This is a genomic window from Psychrobacter urativorans (assembly GCF_904846695.1).
Classification (GTDB): domain Bacteria; phylum Pseudomonadota; class Gammaproteobacteria; order Pseudomonadales; family Moraxellaceae; genus Psychrobacter; species Psychrobacter urativorans.
Genome location: NZ_CAJHBR010000002.1, coordinates 85,984 through 105,970 on the forward strand (window position 1 = coordinate 85,984; position 19,987 = coordinate 105,970).

Sequence of the window (19,987 nt, forward strand, 5' to 3'; positions counted from 1 at the left end):
TTCGCCGTTCCTCCTTTTGGAACGGTTTTTTTTGAGGTTATTTTATTTACTTAGGCTATTTTTTATAGCAATTATCTTAATATCTTTACATTGTTGGGATTATAAAATCATCTTACGTTTTAGAAAAGTCACCTTATTTTAAGTGCGTTTATTCTACTTAGGCTATTTTTGGTCGAACTTCCTTGCAATTCATTCATCGAATAGCTTGCAATACTATATTTTATAATTAATGCTTAGAGCTAAAGCTTAGCTACTATCGCTAACTGCACTATAAAATTAGTTTGGTTAATCAGGCTATATTTGTCTTTTGATAAGCGCGTGCTATTATAACTGCTGTTATTATCTGATGACACTTTCTATCTTAACTATGAGGATATTCTCAGCTATATGACCACCACACCTGAAATTTTGCCTAAAACTTATCCTTGTCCGCGCTGCGGTACTAAAACGGCATGGCAAGGCAACACTTCAAAGCCGTTTTGTAGTGAGCGTTGTAAGCTTATTGATCTAGGGGCTTGGGCCAGTGAAGAATATACCCTACCTGCAGAAGCTACCCCGTTTTCTGATGAGCTTTAACTCGCTTGCTGTAAATAGAGTAATGCCCTACCGTTCATAACTGTGCTTATATTAGCAGCTATTTTATCCCTCTAATAATCTAATGTTTTTCATCACAAGGATGTTTGTATGTCAGCGACTTACCTGATGCCCACTTATAATCGTCAGCCAATCAGCTTTACTCGTGGTGCGGGCAGCTGGCTCTACACTCAGAACGATACTCCCTATCTAGATGCGCTGACTGGTATCGCGGTATGTGGCTTAGGCCATTGTCATCCGCAAGTGACAGAGGCCATTCAGCAGCAAGCGGCAACCCTTATTCATACTAGCAACTTATTCGGCATTGACTGGCAAGAGCGCGCTGGTGAATCCTTATGTGTTGCCGCGCAAATGGACAGCGTGTTCTTCGCTAATAGCGGCGCAGAAGCTAATGAAGCTGCACTCAAAATGGCGCGACTTTATGCTTATAACAAAGGTTTTAAGCAGTCTAAAGTAATCGTTATGGAGCAGTCATTCCATGGCCGTACTTTGCTATCACTGTCAGCAACTGCCAACCCTAAAGCGCGCGAAGGTTTTTTTACTTTAGATGATGACTTTATTCGTATACCTTTTGGTGATATAGCAGCTGTCGAGCAAGCCGCTATTGACCACGATGATATCTGTGCCATATTTGTTGAGCCTATCCAAGGTGAAGGCGGACTCAATACTGCTGCTAATGGCTTTAAGTATTTAGAACAACTGCAAGCAGCTTGTGATAATCATGACTGGCTATTTATGATCGATGAAGTACAGACTGGTAATGGCCGTACTGGTAAATACTTTGCTTACCAGCATAGTAACGCTCGTCCTGATGTGTTGACTACTGCCAAAGGTTTAGGTAACGGTTTCCCAGTAGGTGCTTGTATGGTTCGTGGGCGCGCAAACGGATTATTTGGTGCTGGTAGTCACGGCTCTACTTATGGCGGTACACCACTAGCTAGTCGCGTTGTGCATAGCGTATATGAAGTATTACACACTACTGACATCATGCAAAACTCAGTAACTGAAGGTCAGTTTATCCGCGATAATATCACCACTGAGTTAAAACAGTATGGGGTTAGTAGTCGCGGTACTGGTACTATGATAGGCATCGTGCTGCCCGAAACTATGGATTGCAGTCAGCTTGTTGACTTGGCTCGTGATGAGCAGCAGCTAATTATCAATGTCACTGGCGGCCATGTTATACGTCTGCTACCGACTCTGAATATTCGTCGTGACGAGAGCGAGCAAGTGGTTGAGCGTTTGCTTAGTTTATTAAAGCCACTCCTATAAATAAAGCGTTTACAGCCGACAATGCTAAGCTTACTTATTATCAAACTCAGCTAGTAGCTAAAGCTTACTATCAAACATCTGTAGTCAATCGTCATAGTAAAACTGGTTAACAAACATCAGTAACCGTGTCAGTATCAATATTAGAACCCATTACAAAAAGTCAGTATAAAAAAAGCCTATAGATAATTACTATCTACAGGCTTTTTTGCTAAGTAAACTATTGAACCTGCGTCACTTAACTAGCATGAAAATACTTTTTTAATACTTCTAAACAGCGAGTGATTTTGGCAGGTTGCTGATCACGATTGAGAGTAACCGCATAAAGCACAAAACTAGGTAACTGATAGCCAGTTAATACTTCAACTAACTCACCACTTTCTAATTCTTTTTTGATATCCATTTCCATCATTCTCACTAAACCATGACCCTCTCTAGCCAAAGTAGTCGCCATAAACACATTATTAGTATGGATACGTGACGTCATCTTAATACGAGTCTTTTTACCAGTTTCAGTCTGCGCCATATCAACTTGGTTAGTATCTTTCATAATATCGATACAGATAAGCTGATGGTCGTTTAAATCTTTTGGCGTCTCTATCTTATTATGATTACGCAAATATTGCGGTGAGGCAACTAGTAGCTGGCGTACATCAGTTAAAGGATGACTGCTTAACGTTGAATCATTGATACTAGGGCTCATACGAATAGCAATATCAATGCGTTCATCAATCATATCTATGTAGCGATTATCTGCTAGATAGGTAATGCTTAAATCATCATGCGCCGCCATCCAAGTCGATAACGCTGGCAAAATATGATTAACCCCTAACTCAGGAGTAGTCGAAATGCGTAAACTGCCAGCCAACTCATCACGCAACTGATTGACTTTGATACGCCCTTGTTCTGCGGCGCTGACCACATCCTTTGCCGCCTCATAAAAGCTCTCACCCGCTTCTGTTAAGCTGAGTTTACGAGTTGAGCGATGCAATAGCACTACGCCCAGATCATTCTCTAACGAGCGAATCTGCTGACTAACGGCACTAGTAGTAATGCCAAGTTCACGAGCTGAGCCACTAAAAGAGCCGTGTCCGACTACACTGGCGAACACGGCCATACCACGTAAATTATCTAACATAATGTCACCTGAGCTATTTTTTAGTATTTAATATAACTTAACCATTATAGCCGAATTTTATTCTGCACACCTATTTTAAATATATCTAGGAAGTACAATAAATAATTTTGCAATGATAAAAATACATATTAATCAACAAGATAGCTTAAGAATAAAATATTATGATATCTAGTACTGAAATATTAGCGATATAAATACTATATAACAACACTTCCAATAACATCAGTGACTATTTAAGTTAACTTAACCTTACCCATTTTTGCTTGTTGACGCTCTAATAAATGCTGCATAACTGGTGATTGTAATAATAGCTCTTGGGCCGCTAGAGAAGCTTGCTCTAATCTTAGCTGCTGACGACTCTCTGGGGTTTTATCTTTTACTTCGTTAAGGCTATTATCTATTCGCAGACTAATATCGGCTTGAGAAAACTGTTGTCGCAATTTGGTAGCCAATTGCTCAAAGGTCGCTTGTAAATGCTTACTGTCTACCGTAGTAATAAAAGTGGACTTACCATTGCACAGACCAGTCATCATTCCTTGGCGAGCAAGAGCACGCTCATCTTCGGCCAAACTGTTCTGTTCACGAGCGCTTTGTAACCAGTAATCCCACTTTTCAGCGTTCCATTCTCCTGTTAGCGACTGCGGGGCACAGCGTAAAAGAGTACGAGGGTCATTTATAGAAACCGCACCATGAGACTCCTGCGGGCTAAGCTCAACCCTAGTATTCGTAAGCTGACTATCTCCTTCAGCATTAGCCCCTAGCTCGGGGTTATTAACTGCTTCAGTGTTGATAAACGACTTATTTTCGACCACTGCTTCAGTGGCAGCTGCTAACCCAGAAGTAGTAGATGCTAGCACAGGCTTAGCCACTGGTATTGACTCAGTAACTAAGTCAAGTTCAGTAACTAACTCAGGTTTAGTAACCGCGCTAGTCTCAATGATCGGCTCAGACTGAACAGCTGGCTCGAGTGCCAAGCTATTACTAGCGCCTGAATCCATATCGTGCATCGAGTGATTTAGCTCAGCAGTAGAGGGCCTATTATTAATAGCAGTATTAGCAAAAGTATCAACAGCTGCTTCATTAACATTAGCTGTACTTTGCTGAAGAGACTCAGCAGCATTCTCGGCTAAGAAATAGCTGCCTTCATCAGCGTAGCTATCCTTTAAAACATTAGCCTCTTCTAAAGGCAAACTCGTTAAGTTATTGGCATTATCAGCTGCTAGCGCCTCATTTATCGAGCTATGCTGATAGTCATCTACTACTGAGTAGTCAGAAACTATGTTATCTACAACAGAGGCATCTACAATTGAGGTATCAGGGTTTTGATAATCGATGTTTTGATAATCAGGGTTTTGATAGTCGATGGTTTGATGGTCAATATCATAAACTTGTAACTCAGAAATTGAGTTAACTTGTTCACTAGTGCTAATAGTAGCGTTATTAGTAACCATAGCATTGTTAGCATCGCCATTGACCACATTATTATTAATAGCACGGCTGTCTTGATTAGCTTGATAGGCTACTATCTCATCAACAGGCAAAGGTCGAAAGGCCAACAAACGTAGAATACACATTTCTAGCGCTTGCATTGGGGTACTAGCCAGCTTAATACCCTCACGTGCTTGCACCACAATCTCATAATACAGCTGCAACACATCAGGACTAATGTGCTGCGCTAGAGTATTGATAGTCTCAGCTTGCGCCTCATTTACATTTAAGGCGACTTCAGGTAATAGCTGGGTCAATGCCAATTGATGCAACAGTTCAGCGAGCCCATCAAACATACTCGAGGCATCAACCATCTGCGCCCGCATTTGCTCGATATGAGCTGCTACTGCCGACTTATCATGGTTATAGATATCAGTAATCAAACGTACTAAATCTGCCGCGTCAATCAAACCGAGCATCTCATTCACAGTCACATCATCGAGCGCCCCTTTACCAAAGGCAATCGCCTGATCGGTCAAAGATAACGCATCACGTACTGAGCCTTTGGCAGCACTAGCCAATTGCCAAAGGGCTGGTTGAGTATAGTCAACATGCTCTAAAGTTAACAGGTTAGCCAAGTGCTCACTAAGCAAAGTCTGTGGCAATGGGCGCAATACAAACTGTAGGCAGCGCGAAATAATAGTAATAGGCAGCTTTTGCGGATCAGTAGTCGCCAATAGAAACTTTACGTGCTCAGGAGGTTCTTCAAGCGTTTTGAGCAGTGCATTAAAGCTGTGCGTCGATAGCATGTGCACTTCATCAATGAGGTAGACCTTATAGCGACCTTGGCTCGGCGCATACGGCACGTTATCTAACAGCTCACGAGTATCCTCAACTTTAGTGCGAGACGCCGCATCGATCTCAATTAAGTCGATAAAACGACCTTGGTCAATTGCTACGCAGTTATCGCAGACGCCGCAAGGGGTACTAGTCACGCCCGTATCGCAGTTGAGACACTTAGATAGAATACGGGCGATAGTAGTCTTACCCACCCCGCGCGTACCAGTAAATAGATAAGCATGATGCAAACGATTATAGTCAATAGCGTTAATCAACGCTTGCGACACATGAGTTTGCCCAATCAATTCATGAAAGTTTTTGGGTCGATATTTACGGGCTAAAACTTGATATTGCTGGGTCATATCTGTCCATTTTACCAATTGGCGATAATTAAATTAGGCTACTGGAGTACTATTTTTGAGTGCTCATTATAGCAAAAAGCCAGCACTTTCGTCTGACTTGTTGCGGTTACCGCTTTCGAGTGTTTTAAGCTTATTGCTAATTATTAGTCAGCTTTGCGACGCATATGGGGGAACAAAATCACATCACGAATACTAGCCGAATCAGTAAATAGCATTACTAAGCGATCAATACCTATACCCTCACCTGCCGTTGGTGCTAAACCATAAGATAAGGCTTCGATATAGTCAGCGTCAAAATGCATAGCTTCATCATCACCAGCATCTTTTTCAGCAACTTGACCACGGAAACGCTCAGCCTGATCAGCAGGATCATTAAGCTCACTAAAGCCATTGGCCAACTCACGGCCACCAATGAACAGCTCAAAGCGATCGGTAATCTCAGGATTATCATCACTACGGCGCGCTAATGGCGAAGTTTCAGCTGGATACTCAGTAATAAAAGTCGGCTGACGCAGTTGATGCTCAGCGGTTTCTTCAAAGACGATAGTCTTCAGTTTACCTACGCCAAACACCTCTTTCACTGGCTGTCTCAGCGTATTGGCTACATAGTCTGCCAAGTAATCACGATTATCGATCTGAGCAATGTCAAAGCCTTCAGCATATTGGGCAATAGCCTCAGACATTGTTACTCGCGCAAAGGGTGCTTGTAAACTGATGGTTTCTTCTTGATAAGTGATTTCAGTGCTACCTAAGATATTGGTGGCTAACTCACTAAACAGACGCTCAGTCAAATCCATTAAGTCATGATAGTCAGCGTAAGCCTGATAAAACTCAATCATAGTAAATTCAGGATTGTGACGAGTAGAGATGCCTTCGTTACGGAAGCTGCGGTTGATTTCGAATACTTTTTCAAAACCACCAATCACTAAGCGTTTTAGATACAATTCAGGAGCGATACGCAAATATAATGGCATATCAAGGGCGTTGTGGTGAGTTTCGAACGGGCGTGCTACAGCACCACCTGGGATAGGATGCATCATTGGCGTTTCAACTTCCATAAAACGCTCATTAAGCATAAATTGACGAATACCACTGATCACTTGACTACGAATCATAAAAGTATCGCGGGTAGTCTCATTAGTCATCAAGTCAAGATGGCGATTACGATAGCGAGCCTCAACATCCGCTAGGCCATGAAACTTATTTGGCATGGGGCGTAATGATTTGGTTAGCAGATTAAACTCTTCGATATGCACATATAAATCGCCTTTACCTGAGCGACCGATATAGCCTGAGATACCCACGATATCGCCTAGATCTAGCGACTTTATACTAGCTAGGGTCTCCGGATCTAACTCCTTGCGAGCTACATATAACTGAATACGGCCACTCATATCTTGAATGACGATAAACGAGCCACGGTTGAGCATCACTCGACCAGCCACATTCACCTGAGTCTTTTCGCCATTAGCTGCTTTTTCTTCGATTTCTTGCTTAGAGATACCCTCAAAGGCTGCTTGCAAGTCTTGCGCATAATCAGTACGTTTAAACTGATTAGGATAAGGCTGTTTGCCTGAGGCCGTTATGTCATCTAGTTTAGCTTGTAGTTGAGCGATAAGCTCATTGGCTTCTTCTAGGGTTGGCGCTTGCTCATCGGAGGCTTGATTGTTCTGATTGCTGTTCTTTGACATAAAATTCTCAAAATTTGACAAGTTAAGTTTTAGTTTTGGAAAACTATATTATTAATCTATACACAAAGTCCCTTTGGTAATGCCACCTTCAATAAGTTGACGACAACCGAAAGGACTATCATTAGCCGCACAGGTTCCAACTTGATTGGGTTTGCCCGGCTCACTATCTAACTTTGAACTTAAGCAACTTCCTTGACAGTCAGAACTGTCACTACAGGACTTGCCTTCATCTGAAAACTGCATGACACACCTGTGCATCTGTAGTCTGCCTTGCTTTAGGTACTCACCGCCTTTAGCGAGACATTCTTTTACAAGATTCTCAGAAGAAGAGGTAGAGTCATTCTGATGATCGATCACAGGCGAGGTTTGGCATGCAGATATAAATAGTAAAGAGCATAAACCAATAATAAATAAAACCAGACGATTCTTCATTATATTTCTCACCTAAAAAATACGGATGGGTTTAGAAGCCAGTTTACTATAACAACACTTATATCTTTAACGCTAATTACCCTCAAAACGTTATTGCTCACCACCGATACTGGCCATAAGATCTGCTTGGTGCTCACGTAATAGCGCATCAAGCAACTCATCCATATCACCTTCTAAAATGGCATCAAGCTTATATAGCGTCAAGTTAATACGATGATCAGTCATACGTCCTTGCGGGAAGTTGTAAGTACGAATACGTTCACTGCGATCCCCACTACCGACCAAATCTCGACGAATAGTATCGGCAGCATCTACTTGCGCTTGTACTTTAACTTGCTGAATTTTTGAAATCAGCATCTTCATAGCTTGCGCACGGTTTTTGTGCTGGCTACGTTCTTGCTGACACTCTACCACAGTACCCGTCGGAATATGGGTTAAGCGTACTGCTGAATCGGTGGTGTTAACGTGCTGACCACCTGCGCCACTTGAGCGAAAGGTATCAAAGCGAATATCAGCAGGATTTAGATCAACGGTATCATCAATCTCAACTTCCGGCATTACGGCAACTGTACAAGCTGAGGTATGCACGCGGCCTTGGCTTTCAGTTTCAGGTACTCGTTGTACCCGATGTACGCCAGATTCAAACTTTAAGCGTCCATAAACGCTGTTGCCAGAGACGCGAGTGATGATTTCTTTATAACCACCATGCTCACCTTCGTTGGCTGATAATACCTCAACCGTCCAGCCTTGCGTTTGGGCGTACTTTTGGTACATACGGAACAAGTCACCAGAGAAGATCGCCGCTTCATCACCACCAGTACCAGCACGAATCTCTAGAAACGCTGGCACTTTATCATTAGGGTCTTTAGGCAGCATCATCACGTTGAGCGCTTCTTCCATCTCAACGATAGTGTCGCGAGCGCTATCAATCTCATCCTGCATCATCTCTTTCATATCAGGATCAGAGGCCTCAGCTAACATCATTTCAGCATCCGCTTGGTCTTTTTCCGCGCGCCCGTAGTTGAGCCATAGTGTAGTGATATCCATCAAGTCACTATGTTCCACTGATAGCTCACGGAATTTATTATTATCACTAATAATTCCAGGGTCAGATAATAAAGCGGTAACCTCTTCATAACGGTCTACCATTTGGTCTAAACGCAGGCGCAGGGATTCTTTCATAACAGATCTTTTAATTAGATAAGGGAAATAAGGAGGCAATTATAGCAAATTTTTGCTGCTAAATTAAAATCACTACGTAAACTTGCTGTTTATATCGTGCAACACCTCTAAATATTGGCTGCGCAGAAAAAACTAAAGCAAAAAAAATAGCCAAGAATGCTCTCAGCTATTTTATATTCGGCATAAATCAATAGCAAAAAGGGCTATTTAAACCTTTTTAACTAATACTGAACCAATTGAGTAGCCAGCGCCAAATGAGCAAATAACGCCCAAATCGCCTGATTGTAAGGCATCTTTATAACGATGGAACACCACCATAGGGCTAGACGAGCTAGTATTGGCAAATTCAGCAATGACACTTGGCACAATAGACTTATCGGCTTCTTTGCCCATAACAGTACGTAATATCAAATCGAGCATACTGGCATTAGCTTGATGTAGCCACATCATTTTTATATCGCTAGCTGGTATGTCGTTGTCCTGTAAATGCTCAAGAATTATTTGTGACACTTTTGGACAGACTTCACGAAATACTTTACGACCATTTTGCAAAAACAGCTTATCAGTGACCGGCTCTTTTAAATCAGGATACATTTGGGTTTCAGCTGCCAAAAATTCTGAGCGATCCATAAAGCCATATTCGTTTTTGATGTTAGTTGAGAACTCAGTAAACAGCTTAGCGTTCAGTATCTCATAACCTTTTGGCGTATCTAGATCTTCTACGATACAGGCAGTAGCAACATCACCAAAGATAAAGTGGCTATCACGGTTGCGCCAGTTAAGATGCGCTGAGGTGATCTCAACGTTGACCACGGCAATGCGCTTAGCCAAACCTGATACGATAGAGCCGTGCGCTTGCGACAGACCAAAAGTGGCGGCACTACAAGCGACGTTCATATCATAAGCAAAGCCCCCAATCATGCCGATCTCATTCTGAATTTCGATGGCAATAGCAGGATAAGTACGCTGAAAGTTTGAGCAAGCCAAGATAATACCATCTAGATCGTTAGCTTCTAAACCAGCGTCTTTTAGCGCATCTCTAAGGGCTGCTGCCCCCATTTCAGCCATTACTGATAGCTCTTCACCCAAATTACGATAGGCAATAACAGGAGCCATAATTTCAGGGTTTAAAATACCCTCTTTTTCCATGACATAACGTGATTTGATACCTGATACTTTTTCTATAAATTCAGCAGAAGAATGCTGCAAAGCTGATACAGTCTCATTAGCTATCTCGTCTGCATGTTGCTCATTATAATTATCGACATACTGATTAAAGGAGGTAACCAATTCTTCGTTACTGATGCTATAAGGGGGAATGTACAGGCCAGTGCCAGTTATACAAGTCGTCATAATAAAGCTTCCTTGTCTACTACAAATAATGCTCAGAAATAAGCGCAAAAAGGGAGAAAATAGCACAAGTCTACTTTCGGTTAATAACAATGGGTGAATAACTGTAAGCTTAAATTTAATGTCTTTATTATGCCTGAATAATACTATTTATCTAATAGTTTGTTACAAATAATCAGATTGGCGTTAATAATTAGCAAAGCATAGCCTACTTCTACAGCAGTTAAGCTATACTTAAATCTCTTAAAGCTGGGTAAATAATAAAAATTAGGAAAAATAATGTTAGAACTTTTAAACTGGCTCTTTGGTCAGTATGCGGACTATCCTGTACTGTTTATTGGATTAGAGATAGTAGCGGTAATATTCGGTGTCGCTAGTGTATTACTCGCCAGCAGACTAAATGTGCTGGTCTTCCCTATTGGCATCATCAGCACCGCCATTTTTGTATACTTACTTTGGCAATGGCAATTGTTTGGCGATATGTTTATCAACGCTTACTATACGGCTATGGGTATATACGGCTGGTTTAATTGGTCAAAGAATAAAACTGACGGTGAGCAAAGCGCTATTACTATCGAGCGTATTCAAGCCAGAGATTTGCCTATCCTGACCTTATTAGCCAGTGTGACCGTTGCTTTTGTAGCATTGGTTTATTATTTTCGTCCAGTTATCAATAATAACTTCAGTTTTGACGGCGCCGTACTCGGTATGCACTTATTTACTTGGGTAGATTATACCGATATGCTCACCACAGCGCTGTTCTTGATGGCAATGTGGCTGATGGCTAAACGCAAAATTGAGCATTGGCTGATATGGATAGTGGCTGATACTATTTCAGTACCGCTATACTTTTATAAAGGTCTTACTTTTACCGCGCTACAGTATGTAGTGTTCACTCTCATTGCAGTTTGGGCTTACTATGAATGGCAACGACGTTACTCTGTACAATTTGGAACAGCATACGCTTAAGTCAGTAATTAAAGTCGCAATCTTAGGCGCAGAAAGTACTGGAAAAACTACTTTATGTCGTGACTTAGCGGCGCATTTTTCTAGTCCTTGGGTGCCTGAATATATGCGTACTTACTTGCAAGAAAAGTGGAATAATGAGCAGCAGACTTGTACTTGGGAGGACTTATTACCTATCGCCCAAGGCCAAATCGATATAGAAAATCAGCTGGCACTCGAAGCTATACAAGGCACACAAGCTAATCAAAACCAGCAAGATGAGCTAGCAGCGCCAGCTATAGATAAAAACGCAGAACAGCAGTGCTATCTGTTTTGTGATACTAGTTTATTTGAGCTCATGATTTATGCCAACTGGTATTATGGTGACTGTCCAAAGGCTCTTAGCCAAGCCGCACTAGCCCATCGTTATGATTTAATTTTACTGACTGAGGTGGACATCCCATGGGTTGCCGATGATCTACGTGACAGTCCTTATGATCGCCAAGCAATAACGACACGCTTTGAAAATGAGCTTAACTATTATAATAAAGACTTTCGACGCATTGGCGGTGATCGACAACAACGAGTCCAGCAAGTGGCGCGGTGGCTAAGAGAATTGAATTAGCTGTCAAGGTGAAAATTGAAATAGCAAATTGATTTATAGATGCAAAATTGAATTTAATAGAAATATCTACTTAGGCTATTTTAGTATTAATTAAAGCTGCTAGTCTCTGCTATCCAATAACGCGCCATCACCCTAGTCAATGCTATAACCTTTATTATTTTCGCTACTACTACCAATGAATAGGTTCGGGCAAAGCAGTGCTTTGCTACATCCACACTCATATTCATGAAAATCACCGATTTAGTCTTGAGACTTGGCATTAGCCTGTGTTTGTCCCAGTGGTAGAATATGGTGCTATTGATATTCTGCTCAAAGTAATCAAGCGTAAACAGCATCTTTTTATACAGAGCACCGATGACGTTGGTACGTTTTTTTGCTTGCCAGTTAGGCTATAGATGCAAGGCTTACTAACTGGTGAATAACCATGAGAGCGAATGGTCTCGGCCTCAAAGCCACTCTCGTCCATGTATACACTCGCATACTCTTAAACGATATATTCATTAAGTTTGCTTAGGTAGTTAACTTTTTTTAATGGGCAAGCTTTTGTATGCGCTAAGCTCTTTTTTTGACGATTTTCATCACTTGTGCTCAAAAATCTGCTGAATAGGTCTTGTGTTCTACTACCATTTCACTTGTTTTAAAACAATTGTATCTTGTTTACAACACCCTAACTATAAGTGAAATCACCCTAAGTCATTTCCATAAACTATTCATCTTTTTTGCATCGTTTTTCTTTATAGCTCCTCTAAAATTATAGTCAAATCAATCGACTGTATTGACCCTTGCTAGCAGCAAAAGGTCAAGCTGAGGAACTGCTATGCAAAAAACACTTACTATAAAACTGTGTATTATCGCAGGCTTATGCATTATTTTTGCCATTGGTCTTACTATGTTCAGCTCTGTTATCTACGAGCGCCAAAGCTATGCCGACTCAGTTATTGCAGAGATTGCTGAGCAGCACGTTTATCCACAACAAGTCATCACCCCCTTCATTGCTATTCCTACTACTATCACTCCAGAATGTTTGCTAGATGCTGAAACCCAGTCCGTTAAATGTGCAGCACCTTACACTAAGATTGACGCTATCTTTGCCGCGCAAACTCAAGCCAGCCAAAATCTTATGGTGGATACCGACACTTATAAACGCAGTATTTATCATGCGACTAGCTATAACAGTGAGCTACAATTTAAGCAACGTTACTCATTGCCCGAATCCTCTTCAAACCTTTCAGATTCTTCAAACCTTTCGGATTTATCAGAATTATCGAAACAAGATCAGCAGGGCATCACTACAGTAGCAGTGACAGCTGATAAAAATGCCTTACGCTCATCCCAAGCCGTTAGCCATTGGGAGCAGGCGAAATTGATTATTCCAGTATCAGACTTACGTGGTGTAGCGACGTTGCCGACAGTGGTGATCAATAAGCAGACGATCAAAGCCACTTATCCACAAAACTCTATGCTTAAAGGCTTGTCTTATGTTGAAGTGGCACTCCCTGATACTGTGTTAACTCAATTAGCTACGCAAAATCTTGCCAACTCACCGACCCAAACAGCTGCATCAAATAGCAGTAAAACCTCTACTGTTGAAAACAAAAACCAGCCGATCGACATGCTGATTGATTTACCATTAGCAGGTATAAGCAGTTTAAATACTGTACCGACTGGGCAGAACTTTGAGCTGACTATGCTTAGCAACTGGGACACGCCTAATTTTATTGGCAAGGCCTTACCTAATACTAAGAGCTTTAGCGCCGATGGTTTTAAGGCTAATTGGCAGAATCAATATCTCACTGTTGCTAATAATCAGTACCTATCACAATGCTTAAGTACCGCTAATAACCAGTGTCAGGTGATAAGTACTGCACCTTTTGCAGCAGGCAGCTCCTATGATGAAGCCACTATTGCTGTAGAAGCAGCAGCTGGCTCAGTCGATAGCATCAATGGTAGCCTAAATAGCTTTGGAGTGAGTTTTGCTGAACCCAACGACGTCTATCTACAAACTGAACGGACTATGAAATACGCCTTATTGCTAATACTAGTCTCATTCGGCACTTTCTTTTTGTTTGAAATAATCAAGTCGAGCCGTATTCACCCTATCCAGTACTTGCTGGTGGGCTGCGCGCTATTAGTGTTTTACGTTTTATTACTACCACTCGCCGAGCAAATTGCTTTTTGGCAAGCTTATGCTATCGCTGCTAGTGCTTGTGTTGGTCTCATCGGCTGGTACAGCTATTATGTGCTCGATAGCCTCAAACGCGCCGTTATTTTTACCGCTATATTGGCCGGACTGTATGCAGCGTTTTATGGCATCTTAACCACAGAGGATTTGAATCTATTACTAGGTGCCGTATTCTGCTTTGTGCTGCTAGCCTGCGTGATGATAATGACTCGTAAGATTGATTGGTATAAAGCCGCCTAATCTCGGAAAAACCATGACTAGTTGGGCGCTTTATTGTCGCTAAAATCTGCCTGATTATCATAAACCCTGTTGAGTAATGGCTTATTATTGCTAAGATAGTCGCCCCTACTAACAAGCAGTTATAAGCCGTGTTGAACTCTATGACGGTAAGGATTATTTTTGAAAGCCACGCTATACACGATTATCGCCTTGATTGCTTTTGCTGCCAACTCACTCTTTTGTAGAATGGCCTTGGCAGAAGGATATATTGATGCTTGGAGCTTTACCATTATTCGTCTGCTAGGGGGTGCGGTCTGCCTTATGCTCATCATGACCGTACACGCACGCCGCCTAACTCGCCAAAGTATGGTGAATAAAAATCTTGATAACCGCGCTATTTTAAAAGATAAAGGTAGCTGGCTTAGTAGCATCAGTTTGGTGATCTATGCGCTTTGCTTTTCACTAGCTTACGTAGAGCTAGATACAGGCACTGGCGCCCTGATCTTGTTCGCAGCCGTGCAATTAACAATGATTGGCTGGGGTATTTTTAAAAAAGAGCAGTTGAGCGCCTTTCAGTGGGCAGCTTTTGTGGTGGCAGTAGTAGGCTTTATTTATCTGATGCTACCCTCAGCTGCTGTACCATCGTTATCTGGCGCAGCAATTATGGCTATCAGCGGCGTTGCTTGGGGTGTATATAGTATCCGTGGTCAAGCTTGTATATCACCACTACGCGCTACAGGCTTTAACTTTATTCGCAGCCTAGTGGCTGTTCCTATATTATTCTTAGTGGCGATAAGCTATCTAGAGAACATAAGCTCAGAGGGCATACTTTTAGCAGCGGTATCCGGTGCGATTACGTCGGGTATTGGTTATAGTATCTGGTACATGGCAATGCCGTTATTAAAAAGTACTCAAGCAGCTGTAGTGCAGTTTTGTGTGCCGGTAATGGCCGCTATTGCTGGGGTTTTATTTTTATCTGAGCAATTAACGCTGCGCTTTGTCATAGCTAGTGCTATTATTTTAGGGGCAGTGTTAGTGTTTATTTTGAATAAGAGTCACCCTAAACCTAACAGTCAGCATTAGTACAGTTAGCGAGTAATTTGTGAGATACTTTAATACTGTACAACTATTAAACCTCGTCACTTACCTACTGTAGAACAGGAACCCTTATGCTCAAAATAATCCCCATTATTGCTTGTGCTCTAGCTCTATCCTCTTGTGCCAGCTTGCAACAAAGCTTATCGAAGCTTGATAGTCAGGCTGCAGTTAAAAACAGTGCTAGCTCTATAGCTACTGATAATGGCTTAGTGAGCTTACAGAGTAACCATTCGGTTAAACAAACCGCAGATCGCTTTGAGTCTATGGCTAAGAGCCAAGGCTTGACCTTGTTTAGTAGAATCGACCATCAGAAAAATGCGCTGGGAGCCGGCTTAACTTTAAGACCTACTGAAGTTATTATTTTTGGCAATCCTAAAGCAGGCACACCGCTAATGAATTGTGCTCAAAGTGTGGCTATCGATTTACCACAAAAAGTGCTTGTTAGCGAAGATGTTGCGGGTAAGGTTCATCTGACTTATAACCAGCCTGAGTATTTAAAAACTCGTCATAACATCGTTGGCTGTGATAAAGTCATCAACAATATATCTATGCTATTAAGTGGCTTAGCCACTGCAGCAACAGCTAAGTAGTATTAACTATAAGTGCTTAGCTGTTACTTATGATTAGACGTATAAAAAATTAATTTTATCGAAAAAGGCTAAGTTATAGAGGATATCGATAGGCTCTATAACTTAGCCTTTTTGTCTTAAGGCTCGTCTTAAGCATTGTCTTAAGCATTGTCTTAAGCATTGTCCTAAGATTGCTTTAAGGCTCATGCTAAGGTATTAATCCAGCTAGCGCTTATAAGCAATAAACTGTACCACGGCACTGACACCTTGATGACGATTACCTTCTGAAATCATACGTTGCCTTTCAACCCCGACTAGCTGCTCAAGCTCTGCCAGCTCATACTGCAAAGTGGCAAGCGATCCAAAACGATCTTTTTCGCTAGCTGATGGCCCGCCGACCGCCTCCATCATAAGCTGTTGTTCAGTGTAAGCTTCAACGATAAATACTCCACCCGGCTTTAATGCTGATGCAATGTGGCTATGTACACGCTGGCGAACCGTAGTCGGCATATGCGCCCAAATAGAAACAATGCCATCCCACTGTTGTGCTCCAAAATCATAATCATTAAGGTCGGCAACTTGGGTAATTAAAGTTACTCCTTTATCTTTAGCCAATTGCTGTGCTTTATTTAAGCCTACTATCGATAAATCAATACCGGTAACTTGATAGCCATTTTGGGCTAAAAACACTGCGTTCCTACCCTCTCCTTCAGCCAAGCATAGTACCCTTCCACCTGCTTTTATTTGATGAAATGACTGCTTTAAAAAATCATTAGGTTCTGTACCAAAGATATATTGAGACTCGCTATAACGCTCATTCCACATACTATGCCCCTCCATTAAGTTCACCCAGTTATAAACCTGCCGACCTTATTATATTCTAGGCTGGTAATTAAGCTCGATACAGCCAACTGCATAAGCTAAGCGATATATATATATTACTAGCATGGTTACAAGTGCTCAAAGCTGTTAGTAATAAAGCGCTTACTAGGCGTAGTGATCTTTTGCCCCTAAGCACTGCTACTAGCTAATTATGCCACTATAATCAAAGCGCTGTTCTAGACAAAATGTAAATTAAAAATGATGCAGACTGCTTTTATCAATAGGCATAAAAAAACCAGCCAAGACTCGCTCAGCTGGTTTTGGTTCATTACTATTACTTAAAGACAATGAATTAAAGACTATCACTTAAAGACAATGACTTAAACACAGTAACTTAAAGTAGTAGCTACTAATTAACTAACAGCTATAGTACAAGTCAAACTCTACTGGGTGCACAGTAACGTTGACACGCTGCACTTCTTCTTCTTTTAGAGCGATAAAGGCTTCTAGCATGTCTTTAGTGAATACATCACCTTTTAATAAGAATTCATTATCATCTCTTAAAGCTTGCAGAGCGACTTCTAAGCTTTCAGCAACTGTTGGAATTTGGGCTTCTTCCTCTGGTGGCAAGTCATACAAATTCTTATCTGCCGCTTCGCCTGGATGTATTTTATTCTGAATACCATCAAGACCTGCCATTAGCAATGCTGCAAAGGTCAAATACGGGTTCGCTGCAGGATCAGGGAAACGAGCTTCGACACGAACTGCTTTTGGGCTGCTAACGTGTGGAATACGAATAGATGCTGAACGGTTAGACGCTGAATAAGCCAATTTAATAGGCGCTTCATAATGTGGCACTAGGCGCTTATAGCTGTTAGTCGATGGGTTGGTAATAGCGTTCAATGCGCGAGCATGCTTGATGATACCACCGATGAAGTATAACGCTGACTCTGATAAACCGGCATATTCATCACCTGCAAAAGTGTTTACCCCATCTTTTGAGATAGAAATATGCACATGCATGCCTGAACCATTATCACCAACAACAGGTTTTGGCATAAAGGTAGCGGTTTTACCGAACTGATGCGCTACGTTATGTACAACGTACTTTAGCTGTTGTACTTCATCTGCTTTTTTGACCAAAGTATTAAAGGCTACGCCAATCTCTGCCTGACAAGGAGCAACTTCATGATGATGGACTTCAACGCTACCCTCACCAATGATCTCTTCAATACGCTCACACATAACTGCGCGCATATCATGTGAGCTATCAATTGGTGGTACTGGTACATAACCGCCTTTGACGCGCGGACGATGGCCCATGTTGCCCCACTCATAATCTTTATTAGTTGACCATGCCGCTTCTTCAGCGATAATTTCATGGCTAACCCCAGACATCTCAATCGACCACTTTACTTCATCAAAGATAAAGAATTCAGGCTCAGGACCGAAATAAGCAGTGTCACCAATGCCAGTCGACTTTAAATACTCTTCAGCACGGCGGGCGATAGAGCGTGGATCACGATCATAGCCTTGTAGCGTTGACGGCTCGATAATATCGCAAGTGACGACCACCGTAACCGCATCGAAGAACGGGTCAAGGAATGCGGTCTCTGGATCAGGACGCAAGATCATATCAGAGGCTTCAATACCCTTCCAGCCAGCAATGGACGAACCATCAAACATCTTGCCATCTTCCATGACCTCTTCATCAACACTATGAGCAGGAAAGCTCATGTGATGCTCTTTACCCCGAGTATCGGTAAAGCGAAAATCAACCCATTTAGCATTAGAGGACTTGATAAGATCTAGTAATTTATTCGACATGAATAATCTCCATAGTAGTGGTTATAATGTTACTTGCGGTCTTGCTATTTTAAAAATCTGACATTATTTTAGCAATATCTGAGCGATAATGTTGAATTGTTATCGACTCAGTAATAATTGGCTAGCCTATTTTTACTGGCAGACGAAGCCATGATTGGCCTTTAGTAGTAAAAATCTTGATAGTAACTAGTGATAAGTCGCTGTTACTGACTGTCTTCGATATAGCGGTCTTCTATATATAGTTAACTATCAAATATAATAAAGCAAACATCGTGCCAATCCATAACAAAAATAGATAAAAGCCCTCTATTTACCCCTTTTTATTAATAATACGCTCACCACACCCACTATTACGCTGCAAAATACAATCATCGCCTGCTCTATAAAGATACAGTTCGCTACCAAGGCTTTGAGTAAATGCACAAAAATGATAGAAATTTTTAAATATTATGCACTAAATTGGTGCAATTTCTATGACGATTACTCATTATTGGCCTAATAGTTAAGTGCATTACTTCAGCAATATTACTCCAACAGCTTTGTTTTGCTATAGTTATTTTATGATTATTCTAGGGTTGTTTTTACCCTCTGGATAACTAGAGACTTTATGATACAGGTAGACTAACAATCAGTTAAACAAAATAAGTACTTTCATTAGCCCTACATTTGCTAGGCTACAAAATAATGGTAAGATACTTGTGAGCATTTAATAAGTGACAAATTCACAAACCTATAGCTTCACCACTTTAGTGTCCTATTATAAAATCCAATAAAAGTTGAAAACCTGATGATTTTGATGATCGATAATTACGACAGCTTTACATACAATATTGTACAGTACTTTGGTGAATTGCAGCAGGACATCACTGTTTGGCGTAATGATCAGGTCACTATCGAACAAATCCAAACGCTAGCTCCTGATATTATCGTCATCGGCCCTGGTCCTTGCGACCCCGATCGCGCTGGTATTTCATTAGAAATCATTGATACCTTTAAAGGCGTCATTCCTATTTTAGGGATTTGTCTAGGTCATCAAGCTATCGGCCAATTATTCGGTGGTCAAGTCGGTAAGGCGGGCGCAGTAATGCACGGGCGCTTATCATCGGTCTATCATAATGGTCAAGGGGTATTCGCTGACCTCCCTAACCCTGCAGAATTCACACGCTATCATTCCTTAGTTGTTAATAAAGATAGTTTGCCGGACTGTTTAGAGATGACCGCATGGACCAAAAACACTGATGGTAGTATTGAAGAGATAATGGGCGTTCGTCATAAAACTTACCCTATTGAAGGGGTACAGTTTCACCCTGAATCTATCTTAAGTGAAGCTGGCTATCAGCTGCTCAATAATTTTTTGCAAATACATAATTTAGCAGTACTAGACACTGACCAATTACCGCAAGTGGGTTAATTA

General features: G+C 41.5%; 16 protein-coding genes. 8 read left to right on the forward strand and 8 right to left on the reverse strand.

What is annotated here, in order from left to right; genetic code table 11:
* Positions 1-387 precede the first annotated feature (387 nt).
* Positions 388-576, forward strand: a complete 189-nt coding sequence (locus tag JMY09_RS02515; RefSeq protein WP_201622020.1) for a DNA gyrase inhibitor YacG — start codon at positions 388-390, stop codon at positions 574-576.
* Between the two features lie 108 nt (positions 577-684).
* Complete coding sequence (locus tag JMY09_RS02520) at positions 685-1,866, forward strand: aspartate aminotransferase family protein (protein ID WP_201622021.1); 1,182 nt, start codon at positions 685-687, stop codon at positions 1,864-1,866.
* Positions 1,867-2,101: 235 nt separating this feature from the next.
* Here the strand turns inward: JMY09_RS02520 and JMY09_RS02525 are convergent, their stop codons facing one another.
* From JMY09_RS02525 to JMY09_RS02550, 6 genes are all read right to left on the reverse strand, one after another.
* On the reverse strand, positions 2,102-3,001 hold the full coding sequence (locus tag JMY09_RS02525; RefSeq protein WP_201622022.1) for a LysR family transcriptional regulator: 900 nt from the start codon (positions 2,999-3,001) through the stop codon (positions 2,102-2,104).
* A 233-nt stretch (positions 3,002-3,234) separates the two neighbouring features.
* Positions 3,235-5,631: a DNA polymerase III subunit gamma/tau gene (gene dnaX / locus JMY09_RS02530; RefSeq protein ID WP_201622023.1), complete on the reverse strand. Its 2,397-nt coding sequence runs from the start codon at positions 5,629-5,631 to the stop codon at positions 3,235-3,237.
* Positions 5,632-5,774: 143 nt separating this feature from the next.
* Positions 5,775-7,322 (reverse strand): lysine--tRNA ligase, encoded by a 1,548-nt coding sequence (gene lysS / locus JMY09_RS02535; protein ID WP_201622024.1) that lies wholly within the window; start codon positions 7,320-7,322, stop codon positions 5,775-5,777.
* A gap of 51 nt (positions 7,323-7,373) precedes the next feature.
* Positions 7,374-7,754, reverse strand: coding sequence for a hypothetical protein (locus JMY09_RS02540; protein ID WP_201622025.1), 381 nt, complete (start codon positions 7,752-7,754; stop codon positions 7,374-7,376).
* Between the two features lie 90 nt (positions 7,755-7,844).
* On the reverse strand, positions 7,845-8,936 hold the full coding sequence (prfA, locus tag JMY09_RS02545; RefSeq protein WP_201622026.1) for a peptide chain release factor 1: 1,092 nt from the start codon (positions 8,934-8,936) through the stop codon (positions 7,845-7,847).
* A gap of 207 nt (positions 8,937-9,143) precedes the next feature.
* A complete protein-coding gene (locus tag JMY09_RS02550) occupies positions 9,144-10,289 on the reverse strand; it encodes a beta-ketoacyl-ACP synthase III (protein WP_201622027.1) in 1,146 nt (381 codons plus the stop codon).
* Positions 10,290-10,565: 276 nt separating this feature from the next.
* Here JMY09_RS02550 and pnuC point away from each other — a divergent pair, with 276 nt between their 5' ends.
* The 5 genes from pnuC to JMY09_RS02575 all read left to right on the forward strand — a co-directional run bounded on the left by pnuC (position 10,566) and on the right by JMY09_RS02575 (position 15,945).
* Positions 10,566-11,255, forward strand: a complete 690-nt coding sequence (gene pnuC / locus JMY09_RS02555; protein ID WP_201622028.1) for a nicotinamide riboside transporter PnuC — start codon at positions 10,566-10,568, stop codon at positions 11,253-11,255.
* Positions 11,206-11,856: an AAA family ATPase gene (locus JMY09_RS02560; RefSeq protein WP_201622029.1), complete on the forward strand. Its 651-nt coding sequence runs from the start codon at positions 11,206-11,208 to the stop codon at positions 11,854-11,856. Before pnuC ends, JMY09_RS02560 begins: the two co-directional genes overlap by 50 nt.
* 817 nt (positions 11,857-12,673) lie before the next feature.
* Positions 12,674-14,278 (forward strand): cell envelope integrity protein CreD, encoded by a 1,605-nt coding sequence (creD, locus tag JMY09_RS02565; RefSeq protein WP_201622030.1) that lies wholly within the window; start codon positions 12,674-12,676, stop codon positions 14,276-14,278.
* 159 nt (positions 14,279-14,437) lie between these two features.
* Complete coding sequence (locus JMY09_RS02570; RefSeq protein ID WP_201622031.1) at positions 14,438-15,340, forward strand: DMT family transporter; 903 nt, start codon at positions 14,438-14,440, stop codon at positions 15,338-15,340.
* Between the two features lie 86 nt (positions 15,341-15,426).
* Positions 15,427-15,945, forward strand: a complete 519-nt coding sequence (locus JMY09_RS02575) for a DUF302 domain-containing protein (protein WP_201622032.1) — start codon at positions 15,427-15,429, stop codon at positions 15,943-15,945.
* A 204-nt stretch (positions 15,946-16,149) separates the two neighbouring features.
* On the opposite strand, the gene JMY09_RS02580 is transcribed toward JMY09_RS02575, so the two are convergent.
* A complete protein-coding gene (locus tag JMY09_RS02580) occupies positions 16,150-16,749 on the reverse strand; it encodes a class I SAM-dependent methyltransferase (protein ID WP_201622033.1) in 600 nt (199 codons plus the stop codon).
* A gap of 414 nt (positions 16,750-17,163) precedes the next feature.
* Entirely contained in the window at positions 17,164-18,573 is a 1,410-nt protein-coding gene (gene glnA / locus JMY09_RS02585) for a type I glutamate--ammonia ligase (RefSeq protein ID WP_201622034.1), read from the reverse strand.
* Between the two features lie 787 nt (positions 18,574-19,360).
* Here glnA and JMY09_RS02590 point away from each other — a divergent pair.
* Entirely contained in the window at positions 19,361-19,984 is a 624-nt protein-coding gene (locus tag JMY09_RS02590; RefSeq protein ID WP_201622035.1) for an anthranilate synthase component II, read from the forward strand.
* Positions 19,985-19,987: the final 3 nt, after the last annotated feature.

Coding starts and splice junctions, on each gene's coding strand:
- glnA (WP_201622034.1), bottom strand. CDS start 18,573: ATGTCGAATAAATTACTAGATCTTATCAAGTCCTCTAATGCTAAATGG.
- JMY09_RS02520 (WP_201622021.1), top strand. CDS start 685: ATGTCAGCGACTTACCTGATGCCCACTTATAATCGTCAGCCAATCAGC.
- lysS (WP_201622024.1), bottom strand. CDS start 7,322: ATGTCAAAGAACAGCAATCAGAACAATCAAGCCTCCGATGAGCAAGCG.
- JMY09_RS02515 (WP_201622020.1), top strand. CDS start 388: ATGACCACCACACCTGAAATTTTGCCTAAAACTTATCCTTGTCCGCGC.
- JMY09_RS02580 (WP_201622033.1), bottom strand. CDS start 16,749: ATGTGGAATGAGCGTTATAGCGAGTCTCAATATATCTTTGGTACAGAA.
- JMY09_RS02590 (WP_201622035.1), top strand. CDS start 19,361: ATGATTTTGATGATCGATAATTACGACAGCTTTACATACAATATTGTA.
- JMY09_RS02575 (WP_201622032.1), top strand. CDS start 15,427: ATGCTCAAAATAATCCCCATTATTGCTTGTGCTCTAGCTCTATCCTCT.
- JMY09_RS02550 (WP_201622027.1), bottom strand. CDS start 10,289: ATGACGACTTGTATAACTGGCACTGGCCTGTACATTCCCCCTTATAGC.
- creD (WP_201622030.1), top strand. CDS start 12,674: ATGCAAAAAACACTTACTATAAAACTGTGTATTATCGCAGGCTTATGC.
- prfA (WP_201622026.1), bottom strand. CDS start 8,936: ATGAAAGAATCCCTGCGCCTGCGTTTAGACCAAATGGTAGACCGTTAT.
- pnuC (WP_201622028.1), top strand. CDS start 10,566: ATGTTAGAACTTTTAAACTGGCTCTTTGGTCAGTATGCGGACTATCCT.
- dnaX (WP_201622023.1), bottom strand. CDS start 5,631: ATGACCCAGCAATATCAAGTTTTAGCCCGTAAATATCGACCCAAAAAC.
- JMY09_RS02525 (WP_201622022.1), bottom strand. CDS start 3,001: ATGTTAGATAATTTACGTGGTATGGCCGTGTTCGCCAGTGTAGTCGGA.
- JMY09_RS02540 (WP_201622025.1), bottom strand. CDS start 7,754: ATGAAGAATCGTCTGGTTTTATTTATTATTGGTTTATGCTCTTTACTA.
- JMY09_RS02560 (WP_201622029.1), top strand. CDS start 11,206: ATGAATGGCAACGACGTTACTCTGTACAATTTGGAACAGCATACGCTT.